The sequence below is a fragment of the Pantoea sp. GD03673 genome (assembly GCF_029844725.1).
Taxonomy (GTDB): Bacteria; Pseudomonadota; Gammaproteobacteria; order Enterobacterales; family Enterobacteriaceae; genus Pantoea.
Window position 1 is genome coordinate 126,088 of record NZ_JAOCKJ010000008.1, and the last position, 21,385, is coordinate 147,472.

Consider the following 21,385-nt stretch of genomic DNA (forward strand, 5'->3'; position numbering starts at 1 on the left):
AATATAATGTCTGCTCTGACAGTTGCCGTCATTGTTACTGAAGGATTCAGCCCGTTTCACTTTTCAGTACCCTGCATTATTTTCGGTCCCTCAATGCCAGAACCGGATCTGTTCCGTGTCGAAATCTGTGCCCACCGATCAGGCTTAGTGCAGTCTGATATAGGACTGTCTATCAATGTGGAACACGGACTGGACCAGCTTGATGTTGCTGACATTATCATCGTGCCTTACTGGAACAATCCTGATGAAAAGCCTGCTCAGGTACTGCTGGAGAAGCTGATAAGCGCGTGGCAACGTGGCGCACAAGTGGTGGGCCTTTGTCTGGGCACCTACGTACTGGCTTATGCGGGTCTGCTTGACGGACATCGGGCCGCCACACACTGGGAGTATGAACAGGATTTCACAGCACGCTTTCCAGACGTTCACCTGGACAGTAATTCGCTATATACCAGCGACGAACGACTGATTACCTCTGCCGGTACGGCTGCGGGTATCGATTGCTGTCTGAGTATTATCCGGGATCATTACGGTTCAGCCGTTGCCAACAGGGTGGCCCGAAGAATGGTGGTTCCGCCTTACCGGGAAGGTGGCCAGGCTCAGTTTATAGAGCGTCCTGTCCCGGAAACCACGCGGGACAGCAAAATGAATGAATTAATGGATTATCTGCGCCGCAATCTGGACAAACCTCACGACCTGGATTCTCTGGCTGGATGTGTCAGCATGAGCCGGCGAACGCTGACACGTCACTTTCAGAAGGCCACCGGTACTACTCTGGCAGACTGGATTAACGCGGAACGACTTCAGCGAAGCCAGGAACTGCTGGAAACGACCAGCCACAGTATTGAAAAGGTTGCCGGGATGGCCGGATTTCAGTCACCTGTATCATTCCGCCAGAGTTTTAAGTCAAAATTCAGCGTGAGTCCCAGCGAATGGCGCCGGGCTTTCCGGGGCCCTGATTTGGTTGACCGACAAAGCGACCTGGCATAATAACGAATTCGGGCCTTTAATTTTTACTAATACTGCAAAGCAGGTTTAGGGTTCATCGCACCATCGCCTTCATGGTCCCATTAGCCAATCAACTATGTAAGTTTTAACGGTCCATGGCTGGATGACGGGTTTTTAAGCCTGCTCCGGCTATTACTTTAAAAATTTACCGGTTCCGGTGTCTTTATTTGATTGACCTGCTCCCCGTTAATCAATACATCGTGATGTCAGTAATGTCTTCATCAATTACATGAGGACATCCCCATGAAGACGCGATTTTCCGACGAAAAGATCATCAGTATTCTCCGCGATTTCGGCCCGGAAACTCTGCCGCAGGCATGCTATTTCAGAGGCCGCAGGTCTGTCGCAACGTCGTGCCTGCAGATTGGCAGGTCTGTTCCTTTCAACCTGCCGTTATTCAGCTCAGCGTCCGGCTGCTGATGCGCAGCTGTCTCCAGGCATCACAGAACTGGCTGAACACCGCCGCTTTGGTTAACGGCTCATCGGGCAGTTATTGTGTCGGGAGGGCCTTCACGTCAACCACAAGCGGGTATAGCGCATTTATCACCTTAACGGCCTGAGTGTGAAGCGCAGACGACGCCGTAAGGGGCTGGCGACTGAGCGGCTTCCGCTTCTTCGCCCGGATTCGCCGAACCTGACATGGTCGATGGATCTTGTCATGGATGCACCTGCCAGCGGCCGCCGGATTAAGTGCCTGACCTGCGTGGATGATTTCACGAAGGCGTATCTGACGATAACTGCCGCTTTCGGTGTTTCAGGCGTTCAGGTAGCACGTACTCTGGACAGCATTGCACTATTTCGTGGCTATCCGGCAACGATAAGAACAGATCAGGATCCGGAATTTACCTGCTGTGCGCTCGATCAATGGGCTTTTGAGCATGGTGTGGAGCGGCGACTTATCCAGCCGGGTAAGCCAACGCAGAATGGATTTATTGAGAGTTCCAACGGCCGCTTTCGGGATGAATGTCTGAATGAAAACTGGTTCAGCGATGTTCTTCATGCCCGGAAAATCATTAATGACTGGCGGCAGGACTATGACAAGTCCAGACCTCATTCATCGCTGAATTATCAGACGCCGGCAGAATTTGCAGCAGGCTGGCGAAGTGGAAATTCAGAAGGTAAACAAACCGATATTACTAGCTGATGGTTGTATCTAATATTGGAGGCAGGTCACCTCAACAAAGATTCTGTCGCCATCGGTCCATGTGATTGAGCCGTGACTTGTCAAAGTCGAGGCATTCAGAGCAGGTTGGATACCACGGGCGGCAGGAGCGGGTGTGGCTGGAGCAGATACTTCATCCTGATTTTTGTGAGATAACCCGGTCAGGACACGTTGTCACTCGCGCACAGACCATCGAGGCGTTAATCAATGAAGAAACGCTGCCGGAAATACTCAGTCATGATTTTCACCTGGTGAGGACGGGCGAGATGAGTCTGATACTGTATTACCAGAGCTGTGACGCCGATGGCAGTCGGGCCGCACTTCGTGCGTCACACTGGCGGTGCGAGGATCAGAACTGGCGAATGGTGTTTCATCAGGGGACGCCTGCCGCAGAACCGGGTCTTATCCGCGCGCCTGATCAGCCTTCTGGCTGACAACAGGGACTTTGGCACCCCTGTCATGCGGGTGTCAGGCTGCTGTCGGGTCAGGATCGTGTTGCTGCCCTCTGTTCCGCCGCACACTGTTCCCCTGTCTGTTACGTTGGAGAATGCGAATGAGCAGCATCAACAGATTTAAAGAACATCGCCTGGCACGAGCCTGGTCACAGGAACAGCTGGCAGAAATGGCAGGACTGAGCACCCGCACCGTGCAGCGGATTGAAAATGGCGAACGACCAGGACTGGAAACCCTGAGTGCGCTGGCGGCGGTCTTCGAAGTGAACGTTGCTGATCTGACCGGTCCGCAGAACGGAGAGGATCAGGCGCTGGATCAGCGGATTGTTGATGCGCGCCGCAGGATCGCCGGTGAAGCACGCTTTTACCGATCTCTGATTACGGCGGTGATGGTTTGCGGGCTGCTGTTTATCCTTAATCATATGACGGCACCGGATAATCGCTGGTCGCTTTGGGTGGCTGCAATCTGGGGAACGCTGCTGGCTGTCCGGGCGATGCGGACCTTTGTTTTTCACGGGCTGACGCAGCGCTGGCAGCAGAAGCGCCTGCAAAAAATGCTGCGACGGTAAGGGGATGACCCGCAAACACGCTGTTCACAAGGTCATCCGCGTCGCGATCCGGATCGCGACGCGGGCAGCATCAGGCGAAGCGGCTCGCCTGCTCAAAGCTCAGTCGCGGCAGGCGCGGATGCAGTTTTGAGGCATCACCATAGCCGAGGTTAATCAGCAGGTTAACCTGATACTGACCCTCAGGGAAAAAGGCATCATTAACTTTGGCCGGATCAAAACCGGACATCGGACCGGCATCCAGCCCCAGCGAACGGGCCGCCAGGATCAGGTAACCCGCCTGCAGGCTGCTATTACGGAAAGCGGTCTCTTTCGCCGCTTCCGGGCTGCCGGTAAACCAGCTGCGTGCATCCGCATGTGGGAACAGCGCAGGCAGCTGCTCATAGAACTCACGGTCCCAGGCCACAATCACCGTCACCGGCGCACTCATGGTTTTATCCAGATTGCCGGAAGAGAGGGCCGGTTTCAGCTTCTCTTTGCCTTCTGCCGATGTCACGAAAACAAAACGCGCAGGCGAGCAGTTCGCCGACGTCGGGCCCAGCGCCGTTAAGGTATAGAGCTGTTCCAGCAGGGCGTTATCAACCGGCTTATCCTGCCAGTAACTGTGGGTGCGGGCATCATTAAACAGCGTATCCAGTGCGGCAGTGTCAAGCGGTGTACTCATGCAACTCTCCTGTTACAGGCGAAAACGTTCACCTGAAGGTGTTCACGTATAGGGTGTGCGTCCGGCCCACACGGCGGGATGAAGCGGGTATCACTCACCGCAATCCGAAGCCGCACGTCTGCCCGGCGCATCTACCGTTATACGACAATGCGATGCCGTCGCAAAATAACATATCAGCAAGAATCAACGCAGAGGCGGGAATAACAGGGAAGCGAGCGTGGCGGGAAATCAGGCCTGACAGCGTGTTGCCGTCAGGCCTGAGGCGTTATTTACCGATGCAGAAGCTGGAGAAAATGCGGCCCAGCAGATCGTCAGAAGTGAACTCGCCGGTGATCTCGCTTAACGCCTGCTGAGCAACACGCAGCTCTTCCGCCAGTAATTCACCGGCGCGGGCACCGAGCAGTTGCGCTTTGCCCTGCTGTAAGTGCGTGGCTGCCAGCTCCAGCGCCTGCAGATGACGGCGACGCGCCAGGAAGCCACCTTCCATGTTGCCAGCGAACCCCATGCTCTGCTTCAGGTGATCCCTTAGCGCGTCAACGCCCGCGCTGGTGCGTGCCGACAGGCGAATCAGTGTGTGACCATTGATTTCTGTCAGGCCCAGCGTTTCACCGGTGACATCCGCCTTGTTGCGGACCACGGTAATGGGCAGTTCCGGCGGCAGACGGGAGACGAAATCGGGCCAGATAGCCGCCGCTTCCGTGGCATCGGTGGTGGTGCCGTCCACCATAAACAGCACGCGGTCAGCCTGTTCAATCTCCTGCCAGGCACGTTCAATCCCGATGCGTTCCACTTCGTCGCTGGCCTCACGCAGACCGGCGGTGTCGATGATATGCAGCGGCATGCCATCAATATGAATGTGCTCGCGCAGGACATCACGGGTGGTGCCCGCAATGTCCGTGACGATAGCGGCGTCACGTCCCGCCAGCGCATTCAGCAGGCTCGATTTGCCCGCATTTGGCCGACCCGCAATCACCACTTTCATCCCTTCACGCAGCAGGCTGCCCTGACGCGCTTCGGCACGAACCGCATCCAGGTCACCGATCACCGTATTCAGCTGCGCTTCAATTCTGCCGTCAGAGAGGAAATCGATCTCCTCATCCGGGAAGTCGATCGCCGCCTCAACGTAGATGCGCAGGTGAGTAAGTGCTTCCACCAGGTGATTAACGCGGGCGGAGAAAGCGCCCTGCAGCGAGTTAACCGCCGAACGCGCCGCCTGCTCAGAGCTGGCATCAATCAGATCGGCAATCGCTTCGGCCTGCGCCAGATCGAGCTTGTCGTTCAGAAACGCTCGCTCTGAAAACTCACCGGGCTGAGCAATACGCACGCCCGGCAGCGCCACAATGCGCTTCAGCAGCAGGTCGAGGATCACCGGGCCGCCGTGGCCCTGCAGCTCCAGCACATCTTCGCCGGTAAAAGAGTGGGGACCGGGAAACCACAGCGCAATGCCCTGATCCAGCACGCTGCCGTCGCTGTCGGTAAACGGCAGATAATCGGCGTAGCGCGGCTTAGGCAGCTTGCCCAGCAGCTGGCGGGCGACCTCTGCCGCCTGTGCGCCAGAGACGCGCAGAATGCCTACGCCGCCGCGTCCGGGCGGCGTTGCCTGGGCAACAATGGTATCGCTGTGGCTCATAAATTTTCTCTCGCTACAAAAAACACAGGCGGTCGCTTTGACCGCCTGAGGATAGACTATTTCAAGGCGGGATGGCTCCCGCTTTGCATCGCTTACGCTTTCTTCTTGTCGCGGCTGTGCAGACCACGTTTTTCCAGGCCGCGATAAATCAGCTGCTGCTGGAGAATGGTCACCAGGTTGCTGACGATGTAGTACAGCACCAGACCTGACGGGAACCACAGGAAGAAGACGGTGAAGATAACCGGCATGTACGTCATGATCTTCTGCTGCATCGGATCGGTCACGGTGGTCGGTGACATCTTCTGAATGAAGAACATGGTGATGCCCATCAGAATTGGCAGGATGTAGTACGGGTCCTGCGCTGACAGGTCATGGATCCACAGAATAAATGGCGCATGACGCAGTTCAACCGAGCCTGACAGCATGTAGTAGAGCGCCAGGAAGATTGGCATCTGAATCACCAGCGGCAGACAGCCACCCAGCGGATTCACTTTCTCTGCTTTATACAGCGCCATCATTTCCTGGCTCTGTTTCTGCTTGTCATCACCCAGACGCTCACGCATGGCCTGAATTTTCGGCTGCAGCATGCGCATCTTCGCCATCGAGGTGTACTGCGCTTTGGTCAGCGGGTACATGATGCCACGCACGATGAAGGTGATGACGATAATGGAGAAGCCCCAGTTACCGATGAAGCTGTGGATAAATTTCAGCAGTTTGAACAGCGGCTGAGAGATAAACCACAACCAGCCGTAATCCACGGTCAGATCAAGGTGCGGCGCAATCGCGGCCATCTTGTCCTGAATTTCCGGGCCGACCCACAGTGTTGCGCCCAGATTCTGCTGTGCGCCCGCGGCAATGGTGACCGGTGCAGATTTATAGCCAATCGCCGCCACGCCGTTACCCAGGTTGCTGGTGTAAAGGGTGTTGGTGCCTTCGGTGCGCGGAACCCATGCCGTTGCAAAGTACTGCTGCAGCATCGCAACCCAGCCATTGCTGGTGGTAGCGTTCAGGTTCTCGTTATCCGCGATGGTGTCGAATTTATACTTCTCATATTTCGACTCGCTGGTGGAGTAGGCCGCGCCACGGAAGGTGTGCAGAGCAAAGTTGTTGCTGCCGGTATCACGGTGCTTAGGCAGGTCAATCGTCTGCTTCAGCTGGCCAAACAGCGACACTTCCAGCGGTTGCTGGGTGGTGTTGTTGACATGATAATCGACATTAACGGCATATTCGCCACGCTTGAAGATGAAGGTTTTGGTGTAAACCACGCCATTTTCAGCGGTATAGGTCATCGGCACACGCAGTTCGGACTGGCCATCAGCCATCTCGAAATGATCCTGTGCAGTGGTGAACAGCGGACGTGCGCCGTTGTTCGGGTTATCCGGGCCATTACGACCGGTTAAACCACTCTGCGCCTGATAAAGGAACGCTGGCGTTGTTTCAAGCAGCTGGAACGGCTGGTCTGAACCCAGTTTGTCCGGGAAAGTCAGCAGCTGTGCCTGTTCAACATCACCGCCTCGGGTGTTGATATTCAATGACAGGACATCAGTCTTAACGGTGATCGTCTGGCCCTGACCGCTGGCCGGTACACCCTGACTGGCGGTATCACCCGCTACGCTGTTTGTGCCTTGTGTGGTCTGCGTCTGCTGAGGCTGCGGAGCGTGGTCCGTCTGCCAGGCTTGCCAGATCATGAAGGTCACGAACAGAAAAGCGATGAGAAAGAGATTGCGTTGCGAATCCATCGTTAATGTTCTCTGGTATCAAAGGTTTTTGGCGGCACAGGATCGTCACCACCCGGGTTCAAGGGGTGGCATTTTAATACGCGTTTTAATGTCAACCAACTGCCTTTTATCAGGCCAAACCTGCGTAACGCCTCAATTCCGTAATGAGAGCAGGTCGGGTGAAACCGACAGTGTGGTCCCAGTAATGGACTGATACCGCGTTGATAGACGCGTATCAGGACGATCAGGAGCCGCGCGCCAGGCGACAGTGACGACGCCATAATTTCTCCAACGCTTCCGCCAGCATACGGTTATCCAGATCGGCAACCCCCTTCTTCGCAACCACCACGAAGTCCATCGACGGCAGTTCATGTTGACGCAGACGAAAGCTTTCGCGGGTCAATCGCTTGATCCGGTTGCGTTCATGGGCGCGTTTCACATGTTTTTTAGCGACGGTGAGACCGATGCGGGGATGCCCCAGCGCGTTAAGGCGGCCGAGAATAGTGATTTGCGGCGTGCCAGCCCGTTGTGGCTGCTGGAAGACGAAAGTGAAATGAGTGGGAGTTAACAAACGTAACTCCCTGGGAAATGCGAGCTTACCCATCAGGGCTTGCTTTATTACTTAGAAACGGTCAGACGAGAGCGGCCTTTAGCACGACGACGTGCCAGAACCTGACGACCATTTTTTGTTGCCATACGAGCACGGAAACCGTGTGAACGGTTGCGCTTCAGTACGGACGGTTGAAAAGTGCGTTTCATGGCGGTTTCTACCTAAACTTGAAAATTTTCACTGGGTGACGCGTTTCGGGCCAGTAAATCGACCTACGCCTCAATGTGTCTTTAATAAAGAGGCGGGATTGTAATAATTGTACAGTCCGGAGTCAATTTACTTCGCGTGCAACGGTACCCGAAAACCCGCTTACAGCCCGCTGAGTCCCGACGTTGTACCTGATGGCGCAATGTCGGGTGGAGAATTATACGGGCTCCGCACTAAAGCGCAAGGATCGCACGGGATCTTATTGCGATCGGCTTGCCGGATCCTGGGGATAAAATGAGATGTCGCCCGAAAATTTAATGCATTTCGGCAGATCCCTTCTGGTTTTTCCCGCAACTGGCGTAAACTTCTTTGCGCGTCTCGGGCCTGTGGATAAAAACGATCAAAACTGTGTAGAAAGGGAAGATCTCTGCCTCGCTTTGCGCTATGATCCGCCCTTCCGCTGACGATCCTCCGATGATTGCAGGACGGGAAACCGCTGATAGCGGTCGCAGGCGCTTTCTTAGTGTCTGTGTCAAAAATGAACGTTTCTTAGAGTAACGCCTACTATTCTTATCGAATTTGTACGAGTGGAGTCCGCCGTGTCACTTACGCTTTGGCAACAGTGTCTTGCCCGTTTGCAGGATGAGCTTCCTGCCACCGAATTCAGCATGTGGATCCGTCCACTGCAGGCTGAGTTAAACGACAATACGCTTGCCTTGTATGCTCCAAATCGCTTCGTACTCGACTGGGTCCGGGACAAATACCTTAACAGTATCAATGCACTGCTGAATGAATTCTGTGGTCCGAATGTGCCTGCCCTGCGTTTTGAAGTGGGTACGCGCCCGGTTCAGCAGCCTGCGGCAGCGGTCAGCCAGCCCGTAATGGCCAGCGTCAGCGCACCCGTGATGCCCGTGCAGAGCCATATTCGTCCGGCCCCGACGCAGATCGTGCGTCCCAGCTGGGATAATGTCCCGGCACCGGCCGACGTAACGTATCGCTCGAATGTGAATAACCGTCATAATTTCGATAACTTTGTCGAAGGTAAATCCAACCAGCTGGCGCGCGCGGCGGCACGTCAGGTGGCGGATAATCCAGGCGGCGCTTACAACCCGCTGTTTCTGTATGGCGGCACCGGTCTCGGTAAAACGCACCTGCTGCACGCAGTCGGCAACGGCATCATTGCGCGTAAACCCAATGCAAAAGTGGTTTACATGCACTCCGAACGCTTTGTGCAGGATATGGTTAAAGCGCTGCAGAACAATGCCATTGAAGAGTTCAAACGTTATTACCGTTCGGTGGATGCGCTGCTGATCGATGACATTCAGTTCTTTGCGAACAAAGAGCGCTCGCAGGAAGAGTTCTTCCACACCTTTAATGCGTTGTTAGAAGGTAATCAGCAGATCATCCTCACCTCGGATCGTTATCCAAAAGAGATCAACGGGGTGGAAGATCGTCTCAAGTCACGTTTCGGCTGGGGTTTAACGGTGGCCATCGAGCCGCCTGAGCTGGAAACGCGCGTGGCGATCCTGATGAAAAAAGCGGATGAGAATGACATCCGTCTGCCGGGTGAAGTCGCCTTCTTTATTGCCAAGCGTTTACGCTCTAACGTGCGTGAACTGGAAGGCGCACTGAATCGCGTTATCGCCAACGCCAACTTTACCGGCCGGGCGATCACCATTGATTTCGTGCGCGAAGCGCTGCGCGATCTGCTGGCGCTGCAGGAAAAGCTGGTCACCATCGATAATATTCAGAAGACCGTGGCTGAGTACTACAAGATTAAGGTGGCGGATCTGCTGTCCAAGCGCCGTTCGCGCTCGGTAGCGCGTCCGCGCCAGATGGCGATGGCGATGGCCAAAGAGTTGACGAACCACAGCCTGCCAGAAATTGGCGATGCTTTTGGGGGTCGCGACCACACAACGGTGCTTCATGCCTGCCGCAAGATTGAGCAGCTGCGTGAAGAGAGCCACGATATCAAAGAAGATTTCTCTAATCTCATCAGAACATTATCTTCCTGACGCTATGAAATTTATTGTTGAACGTGAGCAGCTGCTGAAGCCGCTGCAGCAAGTAAGTGGCCCGCTGGGCGGTCGTCCGACGTTGCCGATCCTTGGAAACCTGCTGTTGCAGGTAACAGAAGGGTCGCTGCTGCTGACCGGCACCGATCTGGAAATGGAGATGGTCGCACGCGTGGCGCTGACGCAGGCACATGAGCCTGGCTCCACCACCGTGCCCGCGCGCAAATTCCTCGATATCTGTCGCGGATTGCCCGATGGCGCAGAAATTACGCTGGCGCTGGAAGGCGATCGCATGCTGGTGCGCTCAGGCCGCAGCCGTTTTTCGCTGTCTACCCTGCCCGCCAGTGACTTCCCGAACCTTGACGACTGGCAGAGTGAAGTTGAATTCACCCTGCCGCAGGCGACGCTGAAACGGCTGATTGAAGCGACCCAGTTCTCGATGGCGCATCAGGATGTGCGTTACTACCTCAACGGCATGATGTTCGAAACCGAAGGGGAAGAGCTGCGCACTGTCGCTACGGACGGTCACCGTCTGGCCGTCTGCGCTATGCCGATTGGTCAGGCGCTGCCGAGTCACTCCGTGATTGTGCCGCGTAAAGGCGTGATCGAGCTGCTGCGTCTGCTGGATGGAGGCGATACCCCGCTGCAGGTACAGATTGGCGGCAGCAATATCCGTGCGCACGTCGGCGACTATATCTTTACCTCTAAGCTGGTTGATGGTCGTTTCCCCGATTATCGCCGCGTATTGCCGAAGAATCCCGACAAAGCGCTGGAAGCGGGCTGCGATCTGCTTAAACAGGCGTTTGCCCGTGCGGCGATCCTCTCTAATGAGAAGTTCCGCGGCGTTCGCCTTTATATCACCGAAAATCAGCTGAAGATCACCGCCAATAACCCTGAACAGGAAGAAGCGGAAGAGATGCTGGATGTCAGCTACAACGGCACTGAGCTGGAGATAGGCTTCAACGTCAGTTACGTGCTGGATGTACTGAACGCGCTGAAGTGCGAAAACGTCCGCCTGCTGCTGACCGATTCGGTGTCGAGCGTGCAGATTGAGGATGTGGCGAGTCCCGCAGCGGCCTATGTCGTCATGCCCATGCGCTTATAGGATATATCGGCCTGGCTTACTTGCCATTCTGATTCCGGGCAGTGCTCGCCCCTGGTCACATACTTCAGTATGCTCCCAGGGTCTGCGCGCTGGCCTGAACCAGACTGGCGTCGACGCCGACGGCCTGGTGACAGCGATATCGGGCAAACCTGCTTCGCCGTCAACGCACTGGATCGCTAAAAGGCAAAACCCATTTCATCCCGACTATTGCCCTTCACGCTGGATTGATTCATGGCTTTAACCCGCCTTCTTATCAAAGATTTTCGTAATATCGAGCAGGCTGACCTGCAGCTGGCACCCGGCTTTAATTTCTTGGTCGGCGTCAACGGCAGTGGGAAAACCAGCGTTTTAGAGGCGATTCATACGCTGGGGCATGGCCGGTCGTTTCGCAGTCTGCAGGCGGGACGCGTCATCCGTCACGACGAGGCGGCGTTTGTGCTGCACGGGCGACTGGAAAGCAAAGAGCGGGAGATCTCCGTCGGGCTGACTAAAAACCGGGCGGGTGACAGCAAAGTGCGCATTGATGGCAGCGATGGCCACAAAGTCGCAGAGCTGGCGCAACTGCTGCCGATGCAGTTAATTACCCCTGAAGGCTTTAGTTTGCTCAATGGCGGCCCCAAATACCGCAGAGCGTATGTGGACTGGGGCTGCTTTCATAACACGCCCGGCTTCTTTAACGCCTGGAACACGCTGCGTCGCCTGCTTAAACAACGGAACGCGGCGCTGCGCCAGGTTTCCCGTTACAGCCAGATTCGTCACTGGGATCAGGAGCTGGTCCCGCTGGCTGAACAGATCAGCCAGTGGCGGGCGGAATACAGTGCGGCAATTTCAGCGGAGATTACCGCTACCTGTGCCCAGTTTCTGCCGGAGTTTGCGCTGCGCTTCTCCTTCCAGCGTGGCTGGGACAAAGAGAGCGACTACGCCGACCTGCTGGAACGTAACTTTGAGCGCGATCGCGCCCTGACCTATACCGCCAGCGGCCCCCATAAAGCTGATTTTCGTATTCGGGCTGAAGGGACGCCGGTGGAAGATTTACTCTCACGCGGGCAGTTAAAACTGCTGATGTGTGCATTGCGTCTGGCACAGGGCGAGTTCCTGACAAGCCAGAGCGGACGCCGCTGTATTTACCTCATTGATGACTTTGCTTCTGAGCTGGATGAAAGCCGCCGACGCCTGCTGGCGGAACGGTTAAAAGCGACCCAGGCTCAGGTGTTTGTCAGCGCCATTTCTGCCGGACATGTAATCGACATGAGCGACGAAAAGGGCAAGATGTTCCGCGTGGAACAGGGTAAAATAGCGGTTCAACCTGAAGATTAAAATGAGCGAGAAACGTTGATGTCGAATTCTTATGACTCCTCAAGTATTAAAGTCCTGAAAGGGCTTGATGCGGTACGCAAACGCCCGGGCATGTATATCGGCGATACCGATGACGGTACCGGTCTGCATCACATGGTATTCGAGGTCGTGGATAACGCAATCGACGAAGCGCTCGCTGGTCACTGTAGTGACATTGTGGTCACCATCCATGCGGATAACTCCGTATCGGTGCAGGATGATGGACGCGGCATTCCTACCGGTATTCACGAAGAAGAGGGCGTTTCCGCCGCTGAAGTGATCATGACCGTGCTGCATGCGGGCGGTAAGTTCGACGATAACTCCTACAAAGTCTCCGGCGGCCTGCACGGCGTGGGCGTCTCGGTGGTTAACGCCCTGTCACAGAAGCTGGAGCTGACCATTCGTCGCGAAGGCAAAGTGCATCAGCAGATTTACGTCCACGGCGTACCAGAGGCACCGCTCGCCGTCACCGGTGATACCGACATTACAGGTACACGCGTACGTTTCTGGCCAAGCTACGAAACCTTTACCAACGTGCGCGATTTCGAGTATGACATCCTGGCAAAACGCCTGCGCGAACTGTCATTCCTGAACTCAGGCGTGTCGATTCGTCTGGAAGACAAGCGTGATGGCAAAACTGATCACTTCCATTACGAAGGCGGCATCAAGGCGTTTGTTGAGTACCTCAACAAAAACAAGACGCCGATTCACCCTACCGTGTTCTATTTCTCTACCGAGAAAGATGGCATTGGCGTGGAAGTGGCACTGCAGTGGAACGACGGCTTCCAGGAAAATATTTACTGCTTTACCAACAACATCCCGCAGCGCGATGGGGGGACGCACCTCGCCGGTTTCCGTGCGGCGATGACCCGTACCCTGAATGCTTACATGGATAAAGAGGGTTACAGCAAGAAAGCCAAAGTCAGCGCCACCGGTGATGACGCACGTGAAGGTCTGATCGCCGTGGTTTCGGTGAAAGTGCCGGATCCAAAATTCTCCTCACAGACCAAAGACAAACTGGTCTCCTCTGAGGTGAAATCGGCCGTTGAGCAGCAGATGAACGAACTGCTGGCCGAATACCTGCTGGAGAACCCGTCAGACGCCAAAATCGTCGTAGGCAAAATCATCGACGCCGCGCGTGCCCGTGAAGCAGCCCGTCGCGCCCGTGAGATGACCCGCCGTAAAGGTGCGCTGGACCTGGCTGGCCTGCCAGGCAAACTGGCAGATTGCCAGGAGCGCGACCCGGCGCTGTCTGAAATCTACCTGGTGGAGGGTGACTCCGCAGGCGGCTCGGCCAAACAGGGCCGTAACCGTAAAAACCAGGCGATTCTGCCGCTGAAAGGTAAGATCCTTAACGTTGAGAAAGCGCGTTTCGACAAGATGCTCGCCTCGCAGGAAGTGGCCACGCTTATCACCGCACTGGGTTGCGGCATTGGTCGCGATGAGTACAACCCGGACAAGCTGCGCTATCACAGCATCATCATCATGACCGATGCCGACGTTGATGGCTCACACATCCGTACGCTGCTGCTGACCTTCTTCTATCGTCAGATGCCTGAAATCATTGAGCGCGGCCACGTTTATATCGCCCAACCGCCGCTCTACAAAGTGAAGAAAGGCAAGCAGGAGCAGTACATCAAAGATGACGAGGCGATGGACCAGTATCAGATCGCTATCGCGCTTGATGGTGCGACGCTGCACACCAATGCCAGCGCGCCTGCGCTGGGCGGTGAGCCGCTGGAGTCGCTGGTCTCTGACTTCAACAGCACCCAGAAGATGATCAAGCGTATGGAACGCCGTTATCCGATGGCCATGCTGCGTGCGATGATTTATCACGACACGCTCAGCGACCTGAGCAACGAAGCAGAGGTCACAACCTGGCTGAACGGTCTGGTGAGCTATCTGACTGAACGTGAAGCGCACGGCAGCACCTGGCTGGCACAGGTGCGTGAAAACCGCGAACTCAACCTGTTCGAACCGGTGCTGCGCGTTCGTACCCACGGTGTGGATACCGACTATCCGCTGGAAGCCGAGTTTATTCAGGGACCTGAGTACCGCAAAATCTGCGCTCTGGGCAGCAAACTGCGTGGTCTGCTGGAAGAAGATGCTTACATTGAACGTGGTGAGCGTCGTCAGCCGGTGGCAAGCTTCGAGCAGGCGATGGAGTGGCTGGTTAAAGAGTCGCGTCGCGGCCTGTCGGTCCAGCGCTACAAAGGTCTGGGCGAGATGAACCCGGATCAGCTGTGGGAAACCACGATGGACCCGGACAGCCGTCGTATGCTGCGCGTCACCATTAAAGATGCGATTGGTGCTGACCAGCTGTTCACGACCCTGATGGGCGATGCGGTAGAACCGCGCCGCGCCTTCATCGAAGAGAATGCGCTGAAAGCGGCCAACATCGATATTTAACCGTCAGCGGACATCACAGGCCATCACTCAGGTGATGGCCTTTTTTTTTGTACCGTATGAGCGAAAATCGGCCAGCGTACCTCCTCCTGCCCGCATGCTGCGACCCCGATCACGTTTTCACCCCGTCAGCTCCCTTACTCTTGCCTCTCTTTGCGCTATTCCGGCGCACGCATTATTACAGGGAGTTACACCATGATTGTTTGCGATCGTCACGACTGGGACAGAGAACGGCACGCCTTTCATCCGGTAATCGATCAGGCGATACGCTGGATTGCCGGAACCGATTTCAGCCAGCTGGAAACCGGCAAATATGAAATTTTGCCTGACAACAACATGTTCTGTCTGGTGCAGGAGATGATGACCGAACAGGCCAGCGCACGCCGGGCAGAGTCCCACTTTAACTACATCGATATTCAGTATCTGCTGGCAGGTACCGAGGATATCGGTGTGGCCCGCGCCCATGCCGGCCAGAAAATTACCGAAGATTTCGCCGGACAGCGTGACGTCGTGTTTTATCAGACGCTGTCGAACGAGTCGGTGATTACGCTGCTGCCGGGCATGTTCGCGCTCTTTTTCCCGCACGATATCCATCGCCCCTGCTGCGCACCTGGTGAGCCCGCAACAATCCGAAAAGCCGTGATTAAAATCCACCGCGATCTCTTTACCGCCTGATGCTGGCGGTTTGCCAGCCATTCTCGCCTGCCAGGAAACTGGTCAATGTGCGCGGAATCGCGCTAGCATTGAATAAAACCCAGACGCAACGAGGACTCTATGGCTATTAAATTGATCGCTATCGACATGGATGGCACCCTGCTCAATCCGCAACATGAGATCACGCCGGGGGTAAAATCTGCCCTGGATCGCGCCCGCCAGCAGGGCGTGTCGATTGTGCTGACCACCGGACGGCCATTTGTGGGTATTCAGCGCTACCTCATGGAGCTGGATATGCAGGCACCCGGCCAGTATGCGATCAGCAACAACGGTGCGCTGGTTCATCAGGCCGCAGATGGTGAGTGTGTCGCAGAAGTGACGCTGACCTTTGACGACTACCTCTACATTGAGAATCTGGCGCGTGAGCTTGGCGTGCATTTCCAGGCGTTCGACAAATCTCATCTCTACACGCCGAACAAAGACATCAGTGAATACACCATCCATGAAGCGAGCCTGACCGGCATTCCGGTGCGCTATCGTGCGGTGGAAGAGATGGATCGCGCCATGCGCTTCCCGAAACTGATGATGATTGATCGGCCCGCCCTGCTTGATGCGGCGATTGCCCGCCTGCCGGAACACGCTCATCAGACTTACACCATCCTGAAAAGCGCGCCTTATTACCTGGAAATCCTCGATCGTCGGGTGAATAAAGGTCAGGGCGTCAAAATGCTGGCGGAGAAGCTCGGCCTGAAGCAGGAAGAAGTGATGGCGATTGGCGATCAGGAGAATGACCTGGCGATGATTGAATACGCCGGGACAGGTGTCGCGATGGGTAACGCCATTGAGTCGGTGAAAAAAATCGCCCAGTTCATCACCCGAACCAATATGGAAGATGGCGTCGCGCATGCCATTGAAGAGTTAGTGCTGTAACGCTGCTGTTCTCTGCCGGGCCGCCGCGGCCCGGCTCTCTTAACCCGCCAAAAAAGCTGCACGGCAAAACGGAATCGCGTAAGTTGTCGGGCAACGCTTTCTCCGTGGGTTTCATCATGTCAGAAAAACAGATCACCTTTGCTGCCCGTCAGCATCAGCTCACCAATATCAATGTCTGGACGGCCGACAGCCAGTGGCTGGCGTTTGACGTTCGTCCATCGGGCGCATCATTTACCAGCCAGACCATTGAGCGGGTCAATGTGATGACCGGTGAGGTTGAGGTGCTCTATCAGGCACGTGACGGAGCCCATGTCGGCGTCGTCACGGTCAGCCCCGATCTGCCCCCGCGCTACGTCTGCATTCATGGTCCTGAACATCCCGATGCGGGCTGGCAGTATGACTTCCACCACCGGCGCGGTGTGATCGTTCAGAACGGCGAGGCGGTGAATCTGGATGCCTGCGATATCACGCCGCCCTTTACCCCTGGCGCGCTGCGCGGCGGCTCACATGTGCATGTCTTCAGCCCTGACGGTTCACGCCTCAGCTTTACCTACAACGACCATGTGATGCATGCGCTGGATAGCCGTCTGGATCTGCGCAATGTCGGTATCGCGGTGCCGCTGCGTGCGGTGACGCCGGAAAAGCAGCATCCACGTGAGTATGGTGGCACATATTTTTGCCTGCTGGTGAGCCAGACACACCCGGAACCCGAGCCCGGCAGTGACCAGATCAATCGTGCCTTTGAGGAGTGCTGGGTGGGTGATCGTGGCTACAAGAAAGCGGATGGCAGCTGGCAGCGCTGGGCCATTGCTTTTATTGGCGACACGCTGACGGCCCAGGGCGAGAAGCGCTCCGACGTTTTCATTGTCGATCTGCCTGACGCGCTGGAGGAGTATGCCCGCGCGGGAGAGAGGCCGCTGGAGGGCAGCAGCCAGCAGTTACCCGCGCCCCCGGCTGGCGTGCAGCAGCGTCGCCTGACGCACAGCCGGGGCGTGGCATTACAACCGCGCCACTGGCTGCGTAGCGCGCCCGATGGCAGCCAGATTGCGTTTCTGATGGCGGATGCCCAGGCGGTGATCCAGCTCTGGACGGTCTCTCCCAACGGCGGCGAACCGCGTCAGATTACCCGACTCAGCCACAGCATTCAGTCCGCCTTTAGCTGGCATCCTGACGGCCAGTCAATCGCCTTTATCTGCGATAACAGTGTGATGCGATGTGACGTTGAGAGCGGCGCGTGTCAGCGTCTGACCCGCAGAACGGAAGACGCCCCGTCAGGTGACGCGGTGGTCTGGTCACCTGACGGTACACAGATTGCTTTTATGCGTGAAGTGAATGGCTGGCGGCAGCTCTTTACGGTTGCGGCTGTGAACGCATAGGCGGCATTGGCTGCGCCTGCGCCAGGCTCTCCTGCGTATGCGCCAGCCTTTCGCTCTGCAGGATGCGTTCACGCGGGGAGTCGAGAGATTTGTCTTTGTCGCTGCGATAGTAGTCCCACGGCAGCAGCAGCGTATCCAGCACGGCAGAGAAAGGAAGATCGATTAACGCCAGCGGTTTCAGCGCCCAGCTGGTATCACCGTCCGTCAGCATGTCAGCGCTGGCGCGGGTGCCGGCGTAGTATCCCTGACTCGCACCGGTATGAGACATCACGCTGGAACAGCTTGTTGTTGCCATTGCGCAGCACACCATTCCAGCCAGAGGTAAGGTCTTCATCAATTTCATTATCATCATCCCTTCAGTCATGGCACAGGCCTGACTGAGTTGGCTTGCCAGACAACGTCAACACTCTGGGGCGAAGTCCGTCTGCGTCTGGCAAAAGTAGTCCTGAGTGTATGTCATTTCCACAATTTGGCGAAAAAAATTGCATTTCACCCTCTTGAAAAACGTTTTGTCACACCCATTTTTAGCTTACGGACGCACTCACCGTCGCCGCAAGGGACAGTGAGGTGCCGTATACAGCCTGTCCAATTGTGGAAGGTTGCCAAAACTTGCTGACATTCAGGAGTCTTAATATGCGTAACTTTGATCTCACCCCACTTTATCGCTCTGCTATCGGTTTTGATCGCCTGTTTAACCTGCTCGAATCTAATCAGAATCAGAGCAATGGCGGCTATCCTCCCTATAACGTTGAACTGGTCGATGAAAATCACTATCGCATTACGATTGCGGTGGCTGGTTTTTCTCAGAGCGAACTGGATATCACGGCGCACGATAACGTGCTGATCGTGCGGGGTGCCCACCCGGAAGAGCAGGCCGAGCGTAAGTACCTCTATCAGGGAATCGCCGAGCGTAACTTTGAGCGTAAATTCCAGCTCGCCGACCACATTGTGGTGCGCGATGCCCGTCTCGAAAATGGTCTGCTGAGCATCGATCTTGAACGACTGGTGCCGGAAGAGGCGAAACCACGCCGTATTGAGATTCTGAAGTAATTTCTGAAGTAACCATAAAAAACGCCGCTAATGCGGCGTTTGTCGTTTTTAAGATCAGTGGAGATTCATAAGGCAAAAATTGTTGCTCCGATCCCCTGTTTCAGACGGCTGATAAGTTCAAAGCGATGGGAGCATACGCCTGTAGCAAAGCATCGCGGACCAAGGATGGGCCGCGCTGAGCATGCCAGGGATGGCGTCTATTGCGTCTTTGCGAAAGGCGTATGCTCCCTGAGCCTGTCACCTGACATCAAGGCGATATTTTTTGCCCTTATATCTGACGCCAGCCTTGCCCTTACGGCTGCGTTCGCATCGCCAGGCGCTGACCCAGCACGCCACCAAACACATTCACCAGCAGCCCCAGAATAATCACCACCGCACCGAGCATCTGCTGCCCGGAAAGATGCTCATCGAGCACCAGCGCGGCGGTAATAATCCCTACCACCGGCACCAGCAGCGACAGCGGCGCGACGCGCCAGGTTTCATAGCGGCTCAGTAAATTTCCCCAGATCGCGTAGCCAACGATGGTGGCAACAAACGCCAGATAGAACAGCGCCAGCACGGTCTGCAGATCGATGTGCAGCAGGCTGTTAACGATGGCGGCCTGCCCCTCAAACAGCAGCGAACAGGCAAAGAAAGGAATGACCGGCACCAGCGCACTCCATACCACCAGCGACATGATCGGCACACTGCGGTTCCGCATAATAATCTTATTGGTGATGTTGCCCAGCCCCCATGACAGCGCCGCCGACAGCGTCAGCATCATGGTGGTCAGCGTGATACCGGCGCTGGTCTGTCCCTCCATCCCCGCCGTCGCCAGCATAAACATCCCCAGCGTGGCGATGATAATCCCGACGATATGATTCCAGCGCAGTTTCTCCGCCAGCAGCAGCGCGCCCAGCAACAGGGTAAAGAAGGCCTGCGCCTGAAGCACCAGTGACGCCAGACCGGCTGGCATGCCGAGCTTGATCGCCAGAAACAGAAACGCAAACTGACCAAAACTGATGGTCATCCCGTAAACCACCAGCCAGCGCAGCGGGATCGGCGGGCGTCGCACAAAGAAAATGGCGGGAAAGGCGACCAGAGCGAAACGCAGCCCGGCCAGCAGGAAAGGCGGCATACCCTGCAGCCCCAGCTTGATCACCACAAAATTCACGCCCCACGCCACCACCACGCACAGCGCTAACAGCATATCTTTTACCGACATCTTAAACTCCTTGTCCCGCCGTCAGGCGGTGATCGCAATCGGGGAGGCGATATCTGCACAGCACGCGTCACCCACAATGCGAAAATAATCATCTGCAGCCAGCGCGATCGACTTCTCCAGCTCGCCCGCGTTAAACCATAACGTTCCCGCCTGTTGCAGCCGGGTATCCACCCGCAGCGCCAGCCGGTCATCAAAACTAAACGGCGGCACCGCGCCCATCACACAGTCGGTCAGGGCCTGTGCCAGCGCCGGGGCGGCAAACGAGGATTTTTTGCCGCCGATGGCGCGCGCCGCGTTTTTGAAATTGATCCGGCAGTCGCCGGGCACAATCGCCAGCAGCTGTCGCGACGGCGCACCGTCCGGCATGCTCACCTCCAGCACCATCGCTTTGGCGGCCTGACCCAGCGCGTTGCCGCGGATCTGGCTGATCTGTTCGGTCTGCCCTGCCGCCTCATGCTCCACCACGCGGTAGCTGGCCTGATGCTGATCCAGCAGCGCAGTAATTTTCTCAAACGTTGTCATCTCCCTCTCCTTGTCTGGCCCGGACCGGATTAACTCCAGGCGATAGCGTGTTTCATTTTTTTGTCGGTCAGGCCGAAAAAGAACCCCATAGTGATGCGGGTATCGCCTTCAACCCGATCAATCTCATGATAAAAAGCCGGATTAAACAGGTAGATATCACCACTGCGGGGGGAAAATTCGCAGATCTCGCTGTTATCAATCACCCCACTGCGATACCCCAGTTCACCGGCGGTCTTGAACCGCTCATCCTCCGGCGACCACTTTTTGTTGTAGATACGCAGCGCCCCGCCCGCATTGCACTCCTGCAGGCAGACCACGCAGCTGAGCTGATGCAGGATCTGCGTCACCACCAGCGAGGTCCGGGCAGCGTCGCGCACGATATTGTCGTTATGCAGCGGGTTAGCGACGCCATTGGCGTGAAAGCGCACGATAGAACCGGCGTAGTCACCACAACCCGGTTCATGGGCGATGTTTAAGCTTTCCAGCCGCAGTGCATGCTGAACCCAGCGGTAAATCTGTTCGCGCAGTGTGTTCAGCGAGGGGGGCAACGCTGGCTGGATATCACGCAGCTCAGTAAAGTAGTTATCCGGTGCCGCAGTGTGGCGGGCCAGATAGGGGCCAAGCGTGGTCAGTGCGCCATTGGGATAGTGAGAGACACGGATCTTTTCCCGGCAGCGCTGCAGGTCAGCCACCACCGTTTCCCGCGCCTCTGGCGTCAGGAAATTGCGCAGCACCAGCAGCGGCACCCGTGCGGTGACGATGTCATCCAGCCAGGCAGATTCCACAAACATGTTAGGATTAATCACGCGGAACTGATTGAAAATAGCCATGTTT

The 21,385-nt window shown here is 56.1% G+C and carries 21 protein-coding genes and 1 pseudogene; 12 read left to right on the top strand and 10 right to left on the bottom strand.

Annotation, left to right across the window (positions count from 1 at the left end; translation table 11 throughout):
• Positions 1-6 precede the first annotated feature (6 nt).
• From N5J69_RS16760 to N5J69_RS16775, 4 genes and pseudogenes are all read left to right on the top strand, one after another.
• The gene (locus N5J69_RS16760; RefSeq protein ID WP_279771725.1) at positions 7-987 is read left to right on the top strand and encodes a helix-turn-helix domain-containing protein; all 981 of its coding nucleotides are present in this window, start codon (positions 7-9) and stop codon (positions 985-987) included.
• 261 nt (positions 988-1,248) lie between these two features.
• A pseudogene (locus N5J69_RS16765) lies at positions 1,249-2,149 on the top strand (IS3 family transposase).
• A 131-nt stretch (positions 2,150-2,280) separates the two neighbouring features.
• Positions 2,281-2,601: a DUF4440 domain-containing protein gene (locus tag N5J69_RS16770; protein WP_347882079.1), complete on the top strand. Its 321-nt coding sequence runs from the start codon at positions 2,281-2,283 to the stop codon at positions 2,599-2,601.
• Between the two features lie 119 nt (positions 2,602-2,720).
• Entirely contained in the window at positions 2,721-3,188 is a 468-nt protein-coding gene (locus N5J69_RS16775; RefSeq protein ID WP_279771727.1) for a helix-turn-helix domain-containing protein, read from the top strand.
• Between the two features lie 70 nt (positions 3,189-3,258).
• Here the strand turns inward: N5J69_RS16775 and N5J69_RS16780 are convergent, their stop codons facing one another.
• The 6 genes from N5J69_RS16780 to rpmH all read right to left on the bottom strand — a co-directional run bounded on the left by N5J69_RS16780 (position 3,259) and on the right by rpmH (position 7,956).
• Complete coding sequence (locus N5J69_RS16780; protein WP_279771728.1) at positions 3,259-3,849, bottom strand: malonic semialdehyde reductase; 591 nt, start codon at positions 3,847-3,849, stop codon at positions 3,259-3,261.
• Between the two features lie 265 nt (positions 3,850-4,114).
• Entirely contained in the window at positions 4,115-5,479 is a 1,365-nt protein-coding gene (mnmE, locus tag N5J69_RS16785) for a tRNA uridine-5-carboxymethylaminomethyl(34) synthesis GTPase MnmE (protein ID WP_279771729.1), read from the bottom strand.
• A gap of 92 nt (positions 5,480-5,571) precedes the next feature.
• Entirely contained in the window at positions 5,572-7,218 is a 1,647-nt protein-coding gene (gene yidC, locus N5J69_RS16790; protein WP_013359606.1) for a membrane protein insertase YidC, read from the bottom strand.
• A gap of 2 nt (positions 7,219-7,220) precedes the next feature.
• A complete protein-coding gene (gene yidD / locus N5J69_RS16795; protein ID WP_008926397.1) occupies positions 7,221-7,478 on the bottom strand; it encodes a membrane protein insertion efficiency factor YidD in 258 nt (85 codons plus the stop codon).
• Positions 7,442-7,801, bottom strand: coding sequence for a ribonuclease P protein component (rnpA, locus tag N5J69_RS16800; RefSeq protein ID WP_008926396.1), 360 nt, complete (start codon positions 7,799-7,801; stop codon positions 7,442-7,444). Before rnpA ends, yidD begins: the two co-directional genes overlap by 37 nt.
• A gap of 14 nt (positions 7,802-7,815) precedes the next feature.
• Positions 7,816-7,956 carry a 50S ribosomal protein L34 gene (rpmH, locus tag N5J69_RS16805; protein ID WP_003849659.1) on the bottom strand — a complete coding sequence of 47 codons (141 nt, stop codon included), beginning with the start codon at positions 7,954-7,956 and terminating at the stop codon, positions 7,816-7,818.
• A 597-nt stretch (positions 7,957-8,553) separates the two neighbouring features.
• Between rpmH and dnaA the strand changes: the two genes are divergently transcribed.
• The 7 genes from dnaA (at position 8,554) to N5J69_RS16840 (ending at position 17,775) form a co-directional block, all read left to right on the top strand.
• Positions 8,554-9,969, top strand: a complete 1,416-nt coding sequence (gene dnaA / locus N5J69_RS16810) for a chromosomal replication initiator protein DnaA (protein WP_279771731.1) — start codon at positions 8,554-8,556, stop codon at positions 9,967-9,969.
• 4 nt (positions 9,970-9,973) lie between these two features.
• Positions 9,974-11,074, top strand: coding sequence for a DNA polymerase III subunit beta (dnaN, locus tag N5J69_RS16815; RefSeq protein WP_279771732.1), 1,101 nt, complete (start codon positions 9,974-9,976; stop codon positions 11,072-11,074).
• Positions 11,075-11,305: 231 nt separating this feature from the next.
• A complete protein-coding gene (gene recF, locus N5J69_RS16820) occupies positions 11,306-12,391 on the top strand; it encodes a DNA replication/repair protein RecF (protein ID WP_279771734.1) in 1,086 nt (361 codons plus the stop codon).
• Between the two features lie 18 nt (positions 12,392-12,409).
• Entirely contained in the window at positions 12,410-14,818 is a 2,409-nt protein-coding gene (gene gyrB, locus N5J69_RS16825; protein WP_279771735.1) for a DNA topoisomerase (ATP-hydrolyzing) subunit B, read from the top strand.
• A gap of 192 nt (positions 14,819-15,010) precedes the next feature.
• On the top strand, positions 15,011-15,490 hold the full coding sequence (locus tag N5J69_RS16830) for a YhcH/YjgK/YiaL family protein (RefSeq protein ID WP_279771736.1): 480 nt from the start codon (positions 15,011-15,013) through the stop codon (positions 15,488-15,490).
• Between the two features lie 99 nt (positions 15,491-15,589).
• Positions 15,590-16,399: a sugar-phosphatase gene (gene yidA / locus N5J69_RS16835; RefSeq protein WP_279771737.1), complete on the top strand. Its 810-nt coding sequence runs from the start codon at positions 15,590-15,592 to the stop codon at positions 16,397-16,399.
• A 116-nt stretch (positions 16,400-16,515) separates the two neighbouring features.
• Complete coding sequence (locus N5J69_RS16840) at positions 16,516-17,775, top strand: DUF3748 domain-containing protein (RefSeq protein ID WP_279771738.1); 1,260 nt, start codon at positions 16,516-16,518, stop codon at positions 17,773-17,775.
• Here N5J69_RS16840 and N5J69_RS16845 read toward each other — a convergent pair.
• Complete coding sequence (locus N5J69_RS16845) at positions 17,750-18,118, bottom strand: YceK/YidQ family lipoprotein (protein ID WP_347882078.1); 369 nt, start codon at positions 18,116-18,118, stop codon at positions 17,750-17,752. The two genes, N5J69_RS16840 and N5J69_RS16845, sit on opposite strands and share 26 nt — an antisense overlap.
• A 290-nt stretch (positions 18,119-18,408) precedes the next feature.
• Between N5J69_RS16845 and ibpA the strand changes: the two genes are divergently transcribed.
• A complete protein-coding gene (gene ibpA / locus N5J69_RS16850; protein WP_003849623.1) occupies positions 18,409-18,825 on the top strand; it encodes a small heat shock chaperone IbpA in 417 nt (138 codons plus the stop codon).
• Positions 18,826-19,117: 292 nt separating this feature from the next.
• On the opposite strand, the gene N5J69_RS16855 is transcribed toward ibpA, so the two are convergent.
• From N5J69_RS16855 to N5J69_RS16865, 3 genes are read right to left on the bottom strand one after another with little or no spacing between them, the layout of a single operon-like run.
• On the bottom strand, positions 19,118-20,029 hold the full coding sequence (locus tag N5J69_RS16855; RefSeq protein ID WP_279771740.1) for an EamA family transporter: 912 nt from the start codon (positions 20,027-20,029) through the stop codon (positions 19,118-19,120).
• A 21-nt stretch (positions 20,030-20,050) separates the two neighbouring features.
• Entirely contained in the window at positions 20,051-20,551 is a 501-nt protein-coding gene (locus N5J69_RS16860) for a YbaK/EbsC family protein (RefSeq protein WP_279771741.1), read from the bottom strand.
• A gap of 29 nt (positions 20,552-20,580) precedes the next feature.
• Positions 20,581-21,381 (bottom strand): hypothetical protein, encoded by an 801-nt coding sequence (locus N5J69_RS16865; RefSeq protein WP_279771742.1) that lies wholly within the window; start codon positions 21,379-21,381, stop codon positions 20,581-20,583.
• Between the last annotated feature and the right edge of the window lie 4 nt (positions 21,382-21,385).

Coding starts and splice junctions, on each gene's coding strand:
- N5J69_RS16760 (WP_279771725.1), top strand. CDS start 7: ATGTCTGCTCTGACAGTTGCCGTCATTGTTACTGAAGGATTCAGCCCG.
- N5J69_RS16775 (WP_279771727.1), top strand. CDS start 2,721: ATGAGCAGCATCAACAGATTTAAAGAACATCGCCTGGCACGAGCCTGG.
- N5J69_RS16780 (WP_279771728.1), bottom strand. CDS start 3,849: ATGAGTACACCGCTTGACACTGCCGCACTGGATACGCTGTTTAATGAT.
- mnmE (WP_279771729.1), bottom strand. CDS start 5,479: ATGAGCCACAGCGATACCATTGTTGCCCAGGCAACGCCGCCCGGACGC.
- yidC (WP_013359606.1), bottom strand. CDS start 7,218: ATGGATTCGCAACGCAATCTCTTTCTCATCGCTTTTCTGTTCGTGACC.
- yidD (WP_008926397.1), bottom strand. CDS start 7,478: ATGGCGTCGTCACTGTCGCCTGGCGCGCGGCTCCTGATCGTCCTGATA.
- rnpA (WP_008926396.1), bottom strand. CDS start 7,801: ATGGGTAAGCTCGCATTTCCCAGGGAGTTACGTTTGTTAACTCCCACT.
- rpmH (WP_003849659.1), bottom strand. CDS start 7,956: ATGAAACGCACTTTTCAACCGTCCGTACTGAAGCGCAACCGTTCACAC.
- dnaN (WP_279771732.1), top strand. CDS start 9,974: ATGAAATTTATTGTTGAACGTGAGCAGCTGCTGAAGCCGCTGCAGCAA.
- recF (WP_279771734.1), top strand. CDS start 11,306: ATGGCTTTAACCCGCCTTCTTATCAAAGATTTTCGTAATATCGAGCAG.
- gyrB (WP_279771735.1), top strand. CDS start 12,410: ATGTCGAATTCTTATGACTCCTCAAGTATTAAAGTCCTGAAAGGGCTT.
- N5J69_RS16830 (WP_279771736.1), top strand. CDS start 15,011: ATGATTGTTTGCGATCGTCACGACTGGGACAGAGAACGGCACGCCTTT.
- yidA (WP_279771737.1), top strand. CDS start 15,590: ATGGCTATTAAATTGATCGCTATCGACATGGATGGCACCCTGCTCAAT.
- N5J69_RS16840 (WP_279771738.1), top strand. CDS start 16,516: ATGTCAGAAAAACAGATCACCTTTGCTGCCCGTCAGCATCAGCTCACC.
- N5J69_RS16845 (WP_347882078.1), bottom strand. CDS start 18,118: ATGAAATTGATGAAGACCTTACCTCTGGCTGGAATGGTGTGCTGCGCA.
- ibpA (WP_003849623.1), top strand. CDS start 18,409: ATGCGTAACTTTGATCTCACCCCACTTTATCGCTCTGCTATCGGTTTT.
- N5J69_RS16855 (WP_279771740.1), bottom strand. CDS start 20,029: ATGTCGGTAAAAGATATGCTGTTAGCGCTGTGCGTGGTGGTGGCGTGG.
- N5J69_RS16860 (WP_279771741.1), bottom strand. CDS start 20,551: ATGACAACGTTTGAGAAAATTACTGCGCTGCTGGATCAGCATCAGGCC.
- N5J69_RS16865 (WP_279771742.1), bottom strand. CDS start 21,381: ATGGCTATTTTCAATCAGTTCCGCGTGATTAATCCTAACATGTTTGTG.